Genomic DNA, 13494 nt, shown 5'->3' on the forward strand with positions numbered 1-13494 from the left:
TGGGATACTTATTTAACAAATATTTATTATTAAAGGTTTTATATAAAATTTGGTAATAATGTGTAATTTTAATTTTTCTAAAAATATAGTATGAAATTAAAAGTATTCTTTTCTTGTTTGGTATTAGTATTTCTAAGTTTTAAGAGTTGGTCTCAAGAATCGTTTCCAGCTTCTTGGGAAGGAAATTATAAAGGAGATCTTGAAATATATGGAGTAGATTCTATTGCAATGCGAGTGACTATGATACTTAATATTAAGAAAAAGTCTGATTCCATTTTTAAATGGAAAATAACATATAATTTTAAAGGAAAAGTAGACGTGCGAGATTATATTTTAAAGTTGATAGATGCAAAAAATGGGCATTATACTATTGATGAGAAAAATACAATTGTAATAGATTCATATTTTAGAGCTAACATTTTAACCAGTTTTTTTGAGGTACAAGATTCTTTTATTGTTTCAACATATTCTAGAAAAGGAAATTCAATTATTTTTGAGATTATTTCAGCCAATGGAAAGAAAAGAACTTCTTCAGGTAATAAATTATTTGAAGGAGAAACTATTCCAAAAGTAAATTCTTATTTAGTAAACGGAAGGCAAAAGGCTGTTTTAATAAAACAATAATTACCTTCTAATTAAACTAAAATGTCCTTTTTTAACTCTAGTATTGCCTTGTTTATCAATAAGTTCTACTGAGTACCAGTAATCTGTAGAAGGTAATAATTTACCATTTAAAGTTCCATCCCAACCTTTCTCATTTGGATTTAAGGATGTAATTATTTTACCAAATCTATCAAAAATATAGATATTTGAAGTTGGATAAAAATGGTTATTTGCACCGGGAATCCGCCAAGTATCATTTATTCCATCATTATTTGGAGTAAAGAATTTTGGAAAACCAATTACCGAAACTTCTAGCACGGTAAACCCACACCCATTTTTATCTTTTACATATATTTTGTGAAAACCAGCAGGAATATTTTCAAAAAATGGTTCGTCTTGGTAATTTCCATTAAAATTGTTTAAAGCAAATTCATAAGATCCAAGTCCTAAATTATCGGTATTTATTGTAATTGTATTGTTAGAAGAATCATCTTGAATAGTTATATCTTCTGAATACAAAACTGGTATGTTTGATTCCTTTACATTGAAAACACTAAAACCTTCACAAGTACTATTGTCACTCGTTGTACTTGTATTATTTTCATAATTCCTTAATACTTTAACCTCGTACACCCCTTCTTTTTCAGCAAAATGAACGGGATTTGTAGCATTAATAATTGGCATATTGTTAAAATACCATTGGTATTCATCACCGTTTATATTAGTGTTGCCATCGAGTTCTACAGTATAAATTTGTGGAGTATCTTCTATATTACCAATACATAAAATAACTTCTTCGTTCATATAATTTGGTAAAGGAATTTTATTTATGACTAAATTAAATTTTCCTACAGAAATACAGTTATTATTATCTTTATTAGAGATTCTTACAAAAATTTCGCTATTAGGAAATGTTTGAGTTCCTAATATTGGATTGGTTTGAAGTTGGAGATTATTTATGTTGTGGTACAATTCCACTACAATATCATAATTGGAAAAAATAGTTTTAATAGCGGCTCTTTTTGCTTCAAAATCAAATTGAGCTACATCACTTTCTATACTTGAGTTTGTTCCAATTCCCAAATCATTTTCACAAAGATAATGTGATTCATAAACATCTAAACTGGTTGGATAGGCATTTATTTCCATGGTACCAATTGAAAAACAGTTGGATATTTTATCTGTAATTTTTAAAACAATATTTGAGTTAGAAGCGGAAATATATTCAGAAGGGTTTGTAATTGGCTTGTCATTTTCAAAGTCGTTTTCCGAAGCAAAAAATAGTACTTCTAAATCTGTATTATTATTTGTAATTTCAGATAATTTAGAATTTAGATTGAATAGTGTAATACCATCTAAACTATTTTCGTCCACATCACATTGATCGTAAATAATTGTTGGAGGTGCAGTTGGTGGATCATATACTTCAATTTCAAATTTACCTTTATAAAGTATCGATTTGCCACAATCATCAACCAAATCTACTTCAAGATTGTACAAACCTGCATCTGATTTTTGTATGTTTGAAATGGTTAGGCTCTTTGTAGTTGCTATAGTTGAACCATTAAACTCCCAGTTAAATATAGGGTTTCCAGGTAAGTTTTCAGTATTAAAAGTATAATTGTTACCTAAACATAAATTAATATTTTGATTGGTAATTATTTCATCATTTTCTTGATTTTTAATTTCAATTAAATAAAAAATTGAAGCGATAAAAGGAGGTAACCCTTGAGTTGATCTTTTGGATCCTAAGTTTATCGCATTATGTTTATAATTGCTATCAGTTCCATCATTTTCAGGATCTTCTATTACGCTTAAAAAAGGTATTCCTGCATTATAAGTTGCAGACATAGACCTGTAAATTTTTTGATCAGGACCCAGCTGTAATGCACTTCTAAATAAATTTCTGGAATCTAAGACAACCCTTGAGTTATTTATTTGAGCAGTTGTATTTTTTGAAATATCAAACTGGTATAATGTGGAGGTGTGGTTTTCTGGATTGTTATATTCTGAATCATTTTCACTGTAAAAGTCGTTAGAACCAGTAACATATAGTTTTTCTCCATTACCAGAAAATTCTGCACCATAAGGTGCGTTATTTGGAGCTGTTAAATTTAAAATTTGTTGGTTAGCGACTAAGCCTGTTTCATTATCAAAATCGTATAAAATAAATCGTTCATCGCCCATATGAGCAATGGCTATTTTTTTGCCGTCAGGAGAAATTTTTAAATAACCTCTCTTGTCATTTGCAAAGTAATCTACAGTTGATGTAACAGGATCTTTGGCAACGCCATTATTAGTTACCTTGTAAGCTTTAAATTGATTTTGAACATAGGATAACACCCAGAAAGTTTCACATTCTTTACCGTTAATAGCAGCAACTTTTTCAGACCAATCTTCTGATTTCCCTTCATTTAAATCAATAGGTCCAGCAACAACATCTCCTAAACCATGATTTCGGCTCATATCTATTGTGTAATAATAAAAACCATATTCACCACCATTAACTCTTGCACCAACGGTAAATAAATAATATTCGGTACTACTTTTGGGTTTTGGAATTATCATGGCAGATTGTGTGCTTGAAGCATTCCCTTTTAAACCAATTCCATTTGGCATAGGGATATGATTTTTATTCCAAACAATTGTACCATCAGAATAAAATAACAGATTCCCATTTGCATCAGAAAAAGAAGAGCAACCTTCACGAGTATCTATTTTACCATCAGAAATTGCAACTGGCGTCCCAACGTTAAAATCAATTCCTGCATTTTCCCCAAAATACCAAATATTAGCTTCTCCTTGGGCATATATTAATGAAAACGAACATAAGAAAATTAGAACTATTAATTTTTTCATACTAAGATTAAAGATAATTTTCAAATATATTAATAACTTAGGAAACCTCAATAACTATTCGAATTATTAAGGTTTAAGACCATAGTTATTTATTATCTTATAAATCTCTCTTTTTTAATAACGCATAGGAAAAGTAAATAAATAAGCCTGTCCACACACTTACAATTAATAAATCTGTAGGTTGAACAGAAAAATCTTTAGATAAGTTTTCTCCGACTTGTTGTGCAACTGTTTTTACTGCGCTTAAGCGGGTAAAAGGTTCTTTTATTAAGTTAGAAATGGATTCTAAAGGTAAAAATTGCATAATGCTATTTACCCGTTCGCTGGTTTCATCAAGGTCTTTAAATTGCCAAAATAAATAACCTTTTAAAATACTTTCTCCAAAAAACCATATTAAAATTCCTCCAACTGCAAAAGCAGATCTTTTTACTAAAATACCCATAAAAAGACCAAAAGAGAAGAATGCAACTAATTTTATAAAAAATGCAAATAAGTATTCTAAATCGGTTGTTACAATAGAAAATTCGTTAAAATCGGAATAACTATATCCTAAAATAATAGACACTAGAAATACAAATAATGTAGATACAAAAGCAAGTGCTATTACAGTGTAAAACTTTGAAAGCACAAACTCCTTTTTACTTAAACCATCTATTAAATTTTGTTTTAATGTTTTATTACTGTACTCATTAGCCATCATAGATACAATTACTAATAGCAAAAAGAATTTAAAAATGGAGGCCATAAACGTATTAAAATGCCAGATATATGGAAAATTAAAAATGCCTTGTTCTGCTAAATGAAATTGAATGGGACCAATATCAAATTTTATTGCTGCAATAAGGGCAATTGAAGTTAGCAAAATAAAATAAATTAGAATTAATATTCTACTTGCACTATTGTATTTTAGTTTATGAAGTTCTATGTTTAATAATCGTAACATTATGATTTGTTGTTGGTTAGTGTTAAAAATTGTTGTTCTAAACTAGGCTTGCGTTTTACTAAATGAGATAAAACAACATTGTTTTTAAACAAATAATTATTAATTTCTGAAGCAGAAATAGGTTTGCTTAGTGTAGCTATAATGGTGTTTTCTTCTTCTTTTATAGCAGAAATCCCTTCAAATTGACTTAAAACTTCGAGTAGTTTGGATGAGTCGGATTCAACTTTTAATTCGAATAAGCCATGAGAAGCAGTCATTTCATCAACACTACCAGAATATAACTTAAGTCCTTCTCGAATTACAACAACGTGGGTGCATACTTTTTCAACTTCATCTAATAAATGAGAAGCTAATAAAATAGTAGTTCCATTAGCAGCAATATTTTTAATAATCTCACGAATTTCGTGAATCCCTTGCGGATCTAAACCATTTGTAGGTTCATCCAAAATCAAAATTTCTGGATCGTTTAGTAGGGCAGAAGCAATTGCTAAACGCTGCTTCATTCCTAAAGAAAAGGTTCTAAACTTGCTATTTCTACGTTCAAATAAATTGACAGTTTTTAGTTTTTCTTCAATCTTAGTAGTTGGAATTTCTTTAATTTTACAGACCAATTGCAAATTTTGAATAGCCGTCATATAAGGATAAAAATTAGGTCGCTCAATTATAGCTCCTACTTTTTTTAAGGCTTGGTGCGTTGATATTTTACCATCAAACCAGCTAAATTCGCCAGAAGTTTTATTTACAACATTTAAAATAATTCCTAAGGTTGTTGATTTTCCACTTCCGTTTGGACCTAGAATACCATAAATTGCACCTTTCTTAATATCAAAAGATAAATTATTTACAGCATGTATTTTTCCGAATTTTTTATTTAGATTTTTTAGAGAGAGAATAGTTTCCAATATAAAATAGTTTTTATAAAATTAAGACGACGATTATTTAAATTTGTTACAGCAATATAGTAAATTTGAATTTTAGAAGCAATTTAGAATGGAAGAACAAAAATTAATTTCACAAAAAAAACCAGCATATCCAATTAACGAGCAACTGTATGATTATTTAACAGAATACAATAGAAGTATTAAAATTCCTGTTTTTTATGATGACTTATTACGTTTTGCAGGCGCTATTGTTGTGTATGATAAAAATGGAGAAGATACTTTGTGGGTGCGGGTGTATTACGCAGAATATGAACGTGATGAAATTGATTTAAGTTTAAAACGCATGTATTTAATACTGCATGGTGATGGAAGTGAAGATTCCTTACCGTTTTTAACTGTAGATGCCATAGATTATTGCACATTTGGAAACTCGAAACCTTTTAGAATTAAAATTAGAAATATTTTAAATGATAACCATACGTACTTATATATTAAGAAAGCAGATGCATCGAGGGTTTATGGTTTGGAGTTAGAACATATATTATCACCAAATAATATCAATTTTTTAGTGTATAAAGATACACTGATTGAAGAACATGTTTTGGGAATTCCAGGCGATCAATTTTTGGTTGAAAACTTAAATACAGTTTCTGAAAGTGGTAAAAAAAGGCTTTCTAAAGAGTTTGTAAAGTTTAACGAACGTTGTATGATTCGTTTGTTGGGTGATATGCGTAGTTATAATTATGTAATTGTTGCTTCGTACGATTTTGACCAAGTAGAATATAGAATTAGGGCAATGGATTTTGACCAACAAAGTTTTGAAGGTAATTTAAAAGTTTATTTTCCTCAATATTTTAAAGAAAATTATCCGTTTGTTAAAATGGTTTCAGACAACTTACAAAATGAATCAGTTGAACAATACAAGAAAGAAGAACGTTCTGCAATTGCAAGAAGACTTAGAGGTTCTCAAGAACGTATTAATGATTTATTAGCGTGTATGAAAAATGATAGAATTTCTACACAAGAAAAAACGGATGAACTAAAAATGGACTTGTATAATTATACCTTAGATATGGATTTTAAAAAATGCAATACTATGGGTGAGATTTTAAAAGTTGCTTTTGATTTTGTTACTAGAAATTACGAAAATGTAAATACGTATATTATTAGGTAAAAGTATTGAAGGGTTAAAGCCAAATGTTTACAGTTGCTTTTTGTTAATAATTGTCAAAATCAATATTATCTATGTCTTCAAAATTATTTTTATCATCAAAAGCGTCATAATCATCTTTTTCAGAATCTTCACCTATAAATTGTTTTTCTGGTGCTTCGTCTGGTGTATTTCCAAAGGAAAGGGCAATTAGTGGCAAGTTTTCATTAATATCGTCTATAATCTCAGTTAATTCCAAAAAGAAAGTCCACATAGAGAAGAAATCATAAATATAAATAAGTTTATCTCCTTCCTTTTTTAAAACCATTGAAGTGATACAATTTGACATAGAAAAAGAGTTTTCATTTTCAGACATATCAAATAAAGGAATTTCTTCACCTTGTTCCCAAGTAGCATCGGTCAAATAAAAAGAAGCCATTTCTTGCCCTTTAAATCCAAACGATTTTGCTATTGTAAAGTGCAATTCTTCTAAATTAATAGCTTCATTTACAATAATGTCTCTAAAAACATCTTGCTCAACATCTAATATTACTCTAATTTTATATGCCATTTTATACGGTACAATTTATTTGCAAAGGTAGTATTTAAAGTTTTAATTCTTATTTTTACCAATCTAATTTTTATAAATATGAATACTAAAGAAGAAGCTTTAAATAAGCTAAAGGTTTTAAATAAGATGTGTGAAAACACCTTAAACGAAACTCTAAATATAAAATATATTGATTTAGGTGAAGATTTTTTAGTTGCCAGAATGCCTGTAGATTCTAGAGTACACCAACCAGATGGAATTTTAAATGGTGGTGCAACTATGGCTTTGGCAGAAAGTGTTGGAAGTCCAACCTCAATGTTAGCAATAGATATGGATAAATATAGTGTGCGCGGTATTGAATTTTCTGCAAATCATTTACGAAGTGTTAAAAAAGGATTTGTTACCGCTACGGCAAAAATTATTCATAAAGGAAAAACACTACATTTGGTTGAAATTAAGATTGAAGATGATAGAGGTAGATTGATTTCTATTTGTAAAATAACCAACTATATTTTAGCAAAAAGATAAAAAAATTAAGAACATTTACTACACCCTTCAAATTAATGAGTTTAAGCAGTAATATTGATACTTTTTTTGAAAAAATTAATGATGTTTACAACACGAGTGTACCGTTTGTTGTTTTTAGAAAACCAAACGACACAAAAATTACTGCATTGTATCAAAATTCATCAGCTCTTTATTTATTAAAATCATTTGAAGAGTCAGGTTTTATTTTTTCACCATTTAATAAAAACGAATCTAAAATATTATTACCGTCTAATAACTGTAATAAATTTTCTGCTGTGATAGAAAAGGATTTCAACGTTTCTAAAATCGTATCAGAATTTAAATTTGATGAAAACTTAGAAGCTAAGAATCAGCACATGTCAATAGTACAAGATGCTATAGACTTTATACATACTAATCAAGCAAAAAAAATAGTTTTATCAAGAGGAGAGAAAGTTTCTTGTAATGAGATTGAAGTTTTTAATGTGTTAAAAAAAATGCTAAATAGTTATAAAAATGCTTTTGTTTATTTATGGTTTCATCCGAAGGTTGGTTTGTGGATGGGAGCAACACCAGAGCGTTTAATAAGCATTGATAAACAACTTAATTTAAAAACAATGGCACTGGCAGGAACACAAAAATTCAATGGAACCCTGGAAGTAAAATGGGAAGAAAAAGAATTATTAGAACAACAGTATGTAACAGATTATATTTTAGAGAATATAAAAGATAATACTTACAAAATAGAAACTAAAGGTCCTTATACAACAAAAGCAGGAAGTTTATTGCATTTACTCACAGATATTTCCGCAACTTTAAAAGCACCAAATTTATTGGGTAATTTAATTAATGCTTTGCATCCAACACCTGCAATTTGCGGAATTCCTCAAAATATAGCTACAGAATTTATTTTGAAAAATGAAAACTATAATAGAGCATTTTATTCGGGATATTTAGGAGAATTAAACATAAATGATGCTACCAATTTATTTGTAAACTTAAGGTGTATGCAAATTAAGGAAAACAAAGCAAATCTCTATATTGGAGGCGGTATTACAAATAAAAGTATTGCAGAAAATGAATGGGATGAAACTGTTGCTAAGGCTGAAATAATGAAGCAAGTGTTGTAAAAGATGAAACACTAAATTTAAAGTATTTATTACAGCATTTAAATTCTAGATGTGTTGTGGGGTAACATATTAGAATAACTTTCATTAATTAATTTCAAATAATTCAACTAAAAACTTAGCATTTCATGTTTTTATTATTTAAAGTTACAATGAACGAGTTCAATTTTTAATGATAATAATCAAGAACGTATCTTGTTTTATTTCATAAAAAATCACAATAACTTTATGTACCTTTGCATTTTTAAAAAACTTAAAATTAAATGCCACAATTTCCTAAAAACGAATTGGCTCAAATTGTTATAGCATCTTGTATTGCTAATGGAATATCGCATGTTGTAATTTCTCCAGGTTCTAGAAACGCCCCATTAACTATAGGTTTTACCAATTCTTCTGCTATAAAAACTTATAGTATTGTTGATGAGCGCTGTGCTGCATTTTTTGCCATGGGAATTGCACAACAATTACAAAAGCCAGTTGCAATTGTTTGTACTTCGGGCTCGGCACTTTTAAATTATTATCCAGCAATTGCAGAAGCTTTTTATAGTAATATTCCTTTAGTGGTTATTTCAGCCGACAGACCTGCGCATTTAATTGATATTGGTGATGGACAAACAATACGCCAAGAGCACGTATTTGAAAATCATATTTTAGCATCTATTAGTTTAAATGAGAACCTTAATATTGATGGTTCTATTAAAGAAATGATAGATGAAACTTTAAAAATTTCATTTCAGCAAAATGGGCCTGTGCATATAAATGTGCCTTTTAATGAGCCTTTGTATGAAACAACAAATAAATTAATATATTTTGAACCAATTTTAAATAATTTTGAAGAAGCTCCTTTAGATGTAGATTATTTAGAAAAATTTGCAGCAATTTGGAATACTTCAAAAAGAAAAATGGTATTAGTAGGTGCTAATTACCCTAGTGAATTGTTACAAATTCAGCTAGAACATTTAACTAAAGATCCATCGGTGTTGGTATTGATAGAAAATACAGCAAATGTTTCAAATTCAAAATTTATTAATAGTATAGATAAATTAATCTTTCCTTTGGAAGATGACGAATTATCACATTTTCAACCAGATATTTTATTGAGTTTAGGAGGTTTAATCGTTTCAAAAAAAATTAAACAGCATCTAAGAAAATTAAAGCCAAAACATCATTGGCATATAGATGCTATAAAAGCATATGACACCTTTTTTAGTTTAAATCACCATTTTAAAATTTCACCAGAACTATTTTTTAGCCAGTTTTTCTTTTTAACCAAACCATTAGAGAGTGATTATCAAGAATTTTGGCTTCAAAAAAAGGCAAAACGTTTAAAAAAACATCATAAATTTTTAGATGATTGTAAGTTTTCAGATTTAAAAGTAATTGATAGCGTATTAAAATCTATTCCAGTAAATTCACAATTGCAAATTGGTAATAGTTCTATAATTCGTTACACACAATTATTTGAAATAAATAAAACGCTACCTGTATTTTGTAATAGAGGAACTAGTGGAATTGATGGGAGTACAAGTACTGCTATTGGGGCTGCAACTGCTGTAAAAGAAAATACGATTTTTATAACAGGAGATATTAGTTTTTTTTACGATAGCAATGCACTCTGGAATGGCTATATTCCGAAAAATTTTAGAATTATTTTAATTAATAATAATGGAGGAGGAATTTTTAGGTTTATTCCTGGGCCAAAAGAATCTAGTGCCTTGGATTATTTTGAAGCACCGCACAATTTAACAGCTGAACATTTATGTAAAATGTATAATTTTGATTATACGGCTGCTACGAATAAAGATAAATTAGAAAAAGAACTTAACAGTTTTTATAATGCAAGTGAAACTCCTAAATTATTAGAGATTTTTACACCAAGAGAAGAAAACGATTTAATATTAAAAGCATATTTCAACAATTTAAAATAAAATAATTATGGATTTAAAAGTGGGAGATAAAGTAGATTTAATTGTTGTTAGAAATACGGCAATAGGATTTACAGTTTTAGTAAATGAAGAATTTGAAGGAATGCTTTATAAAAATGAATTATACCAAAAAATTGAAGAAGGTCAAAAGTTGGTAGGATTTATAAAGAAAATACGAGATGATGAAAAGCTAGATGTAAGTTTACAAGCTGTTGGTTTTAAGCATACGATTGTTAAAAATGAAATTGCAATTTTAAATGCTTTAAGAAAAAATGATGGATTTTTAGCGTTGCACGACAAAAGTAGTCCAGATGAAATAAAATACCAATTAGGAATGAGTAAGAAGGCTTTTAAAAGTGCTATTGGAGGGTTGTTCCGTCAAAAATTAATTATTATTTCAGAGGAAGGAATAAAGTTTGTTTAGATAATAAATATTTAATAAAAAAAAGCTGTCTTAAAAGTAAAATTTACGTCAAACTGAACTTGATTCAGGTTCTCAAACTAATTGAATAGTAATATGATGAGATTCTGAAATAAATTCAAAATGAAGGGTTTAGATACTTTAAGGTAGCTTTTTTTGTATTTATAAGAATATTAAATCTTTAGGTCACTTTTTAAATCGTTACTCAATGCACTTTTATGTACTAAAACCGAGATGGTTTTAAGTCTAAAAAAAGCTTTACTCATATAAATATAGCCATTGTTTCCAATTTTCTCACCAATACTACCCCAAGAGTTTTTTACTTTGTAATATTCAGTTCCATTTTGGTCTTTTACCATTCCTACAATATGCATTAAATGATCGTCTGTGGTATTGTAATTTTCAAATTCTTGTTGTCTAAATCCTGGAGTAATTGTGTTTTCTTCAACAATATATGTTAAGCATTTTTCGTGTTCACCTAATTTTTTTGGAATTACAGCAACACCAAATTTTGAAGAAAAAGTTTTTTCGGAAACATCACAATCTAATGCAACGGTATAACCTTGTTGTAGGGCATTGTCTGTTTCTAAAACTAGCTCATCTAAAGTAATATTATAAAAAAGACCGTTAGAAAAATTATCAGGAATATTTAATACAAAACTTGAATTGTAAGGTTGGTGTTTGAATGAAGTTAAAGTAACATAATCTGATGCTTGTATGTTGGTTTTTTTTAAAAAAGTTTGCGGGTCATAGGTCATTCCTTCAAAATAAAAATCGTCAGGTATTTTACCTAAATGAATATCTAAAATAGAATCTACAGAAGTTCTCCAATTTGGATACCGAGAATCTTTGTCATCTTTAATATAAGCATCTAAAACAACCTTTAATTCAGGAACTATTTTAGAATGATCGTGTTTTATCGCATCGTTGTGTAGTCCAGAATAGGCACCTTCAGGAACCAAACCATTTACTGCAATTGAGTTAAAAACATCGTGGGCTAAACCGCCTTCGCTAAACTGAATTTTACCTTGTCGCATAACATAATTCCAAGCTTTATTTAAATAAGTGTGTCTTACGTTATACATTTCAGAAATATCGATCATTTCGCCAGAGGTTCTGTAGATTTCAGATTCTAAAAAAGAAGAAGTTGCATAGCTCCAGCAAGTTCCTGTATTTCCTTGACTTTTAACCGCAGAAGCTTCAATATCTATAATTGGAGTAAATTCATATTTTTGTTCAGTTGGCAATTTTACATTTACTACAGTGTCTTCTTGTGCATAAAAACATGTAGTTGAAATAAAAAGAATTAGGGTTAAATAAATGTTTCTCATAAGTTAATTATTTGGGTTTTGTTCAATATACATACCATCTCTTTTTTGAAGTACGCGTTCAATATTTTCATAATATCCATCAGAATTTGGATCTCCTTCAGGCAATTTCATATAGCCACTTTTGTAATACCTTAAGGCCATTTTATATTTTTTACCAGTTTCGTAATAGCGTCCAATATAATAATCTCCAATGGGTGATTCTTCGTATAATTTATTAATCATTTCACCAAAGTTTTTTAAATAATCTCCATTTTCTTTATCTAAAATAATGGCTTCAACTGCAAAGATATCCTTTTCTCTAATTTTTAGATTACTTCCAAACAGGTATTCTATTTCTACATATTTATTTTCTAAATATGCAATGGCATCCGCTGGAGATAAATTTTTAATGTTGTTTTCAAATTCGTCTTTAGAAATAGAGGAATACATTTCAAAAATAAAAGCGAGCGCACTTGGAACAGATTGCCCTATTGCAGCAACTTTTGAGCTGTTTTCAAAAGCATCATATTTATATTTAAACCTAATATTGTTTACACTTTTTAAAATAGTGTCTGTGTCTTTTATAATTTGTTCTTTTTCTTCGGTATTATCTTTATTATTAGATAAATAATAATAAATATTTTCGTCCTTTATATTTGTAGATTTTTGGTGTAATAAAACAGGAATATCTAATGCATAATACGGACTTATATTTATAAATGCATTAAAAGTTGGATATTGCTCAATTAAAAAATAATTGGTAAAATTTGCTGTTAAAGTGTTGCCTACAATTGTTTTAAATGGTGAAATTCGATAATTTTCTTCGAGGTACTCTATTAATTCAATTTTAATAAACTGATAAAAAACCTCAGCTTCTTGGGTTGGTAAGCTATTTCCTTTTTGATAGCCACAATCTTCATATCTTTCTCCTTTGTAGTTCTGGTCAATCCCCACAATAATTTGCTCTGGTGCTTTATCTTTAGAAGCAAATAAAATGGAATTTCCAACATACATATCAAACAAATATTCTGCATCCAGAACAATTGTTAAAGGATACTGTTTAGAAGTCTCAAAAGTATAACTAGGAGGAACGTATATTTTTAAATACCGATCGTTTTGTAGTATTTCTGAATTAAATTTTTTAGTTTCAATATTTTGAGAAAAAAGAATTGTACTATTGAAAATTATTAAAATTGATAAAAGAATTTTTTTCATATG

At 28.6% G+C, this 13494-nt stretch carries 12 protein-coding genes; 6 read left to right on the top strand and 6 right to left on the bottom strand.

Features of this window, described 5'->3' with window-relative positions; genetic code table 11:
* The first annotated feature begins 90 nt into the window (after positions 1–90).
* Complete coding sequence (locus IEW75_RS10615) at positions 91–624, top strand: hypothetical protein (protein ID WP_134246414.1); 534 nt, start codon at positions 91–93, stop codon at positions 622–624.
* On the opposite strand, the gene IEW75_RS10620 is transcribed toward IEW75_RS10615, so the two are convergent.
* The 3 genes from IEW75_RS10620 to IEW75_RS10630 form a co-directional block, all read right to left on the bottom strand.
* Positions 625–3462 carry a T9SS type B sorting domain-containing protein gene (locus tag IEW75_RS10620; RefSeq protein ID WP_134246415.1) on the bottom strand — a complete coding sequence of 946 codons (2838 nt, stop codon included), beginning with the start codon at positions 3460–3462 and terminating at the stop codon, positions 625–627.
* Between the two features lie 97 nt (positions 3463–3559).
* Positions 3560–4405, bottom strand: coding sequence for an ABC transporter permease (locus tag IEW75_RS10625; RefSeq protein ID WP_134246416.1), 846 nt, complete (start codon positions 4403–4405; stop codon positions 3560–3562).
* On the bottom strand, positions 4405–5307 hold the full coding sequence (locus IEW75_RS10630; RefSeq protein ID WP_134246417.1) for an ABC transporter ATP-binding protein: 903 nt from the start codon (positions 5305–5307) through the stop codon (positions 4405–4407). The genes IEW75_RS10625 and IEW75_RS10630 overlap by 1 nt, the downstream gene beginning before the upstream one ends.
* 88 nt (positions 5308–5395) lie before the next feature.
* Between IEW75_RS10630 and IEW75_RS10635 the strand changes: the two genes are divergently transcribed.
* Positions 5396–6460 carry a hypothetical protein gene (locus IEW75_RS10635; RefSeq protein ID WP_134246418.1) on the top strand — a complete coding sequence of 355 codons (1065 nt, stop codon included), beginning with the start codon at positions 5396–5398 and terminating at the stop codon, positions 6458–6460.
* A gap of 43 nt (positions 6461–6503) precedes the next feature.
* Here IEW75_RS10635 and IEW75_RS10640 read toward each other — a convergent pair whose 3' ends face one another.
* Positions 6504–7007 carry an IS1096 element passenger TnpR family protein gene (locus IEW75_RS10640; RefSeq protein WP_134246419.1) on the bottom strand — a complete coding sequence of 168 codons (504 nt, stop codon included), beginning with the start codon at positions 7005–7007 and terminating at the stop codon, positions 6504–6506.
* 78 nt (positions 7008–7085) lie between these two features.
* On the opposite strand from IEW75_RS10640, the gene IEW75_RS10645 reads away from it, so the two are divergent.
* The 4 genes from IEW75_RS10645 (at position 7086) to IEW75_RS10660 (ending at position 10969) form a co-directional block, all read left to right on the top strand.
* Positions 7086–7514: a PaaI family thioesterase gene (locus IEW75_RS10645; protein ID WP_134246420.1), complete on the top strand. Its 429-nt coding sequence runs from the start codon at positions 7086–7088 to the stop codon at positions 7512–7514.
* A 35-nt stretch (positions 7515–7549) separates the two neighbouring features.
* Positions 7550–8623, top strand: a complete 1074-nt coding sequence (locus IEW75_RS10650) for an isochorismate synthase (RefSeq protein WP_134246421.1) — start codon at positions 7550–7552, stop codon at positions 8621–8623.
* Positions 8624–8883: 260 nt separating this feature from the next.
* Positions 8884–10548, top strand: a complete 1665-nt coding sequence (gene menD, locus IEW75_RS10655; RefSeq protein WP_134246422.1) for a 2-succinyl-5-enolpyruvyl-6-hydroxy-3-cyclohexene-1-carboxylic-acid synthase — start codon at positions 8884–8886, stop codon at positions 10546–10548.
* Positions 10549–10555: 7 nt separating this feature from the next.
* Positions 10556–10969, top strand: a complete 414-nt coding sequence (locus IEW75_RS10660; protein WP_229714439.1) for a S1 RNA-binding domain-containing protein — start codon at positions 10556–10558, stop codon at positions 10967–10969.
* 170 nt (positions 10970–11139) lie between these two features.
* On the opposite strand, the gene IEW75_RS10665 is transcribed toward IEW75_RS10660, so the two are convergent.
* On the bottom strand, positions 11140–12297 hold the full coding sequence (locus IEW75_RS10665; RefSeq protein WP_134246424.1) for a C1 family peptidase: 1158 nt from the start codon (positions 12295–12297) through the stop codon (positions 11140–11142).
* Positions 12298–12300: 3 nt separating this feature from the next.
* Positions 12301–13491, bottom strand: coding sequence for an alpha/beta hydrolase (locus IEW75_RS10670; protein WP_134246425.1), 1191 nt, complete (start codon positions 13489–13491; stop codon positions 12301–12303).
* Between the last annotated feature and the right edge of the window lie 3 nt (positions 13492–13494).

The organism is Lutibacter litoralis (assembly GCF_014646675.1).
Lineage (GTDB): Bacteria > Bacteroidota > Bacteroidia > Flavobacteriales > Flavobacteriaceae > Lutibacter > Lutibacter litoralis.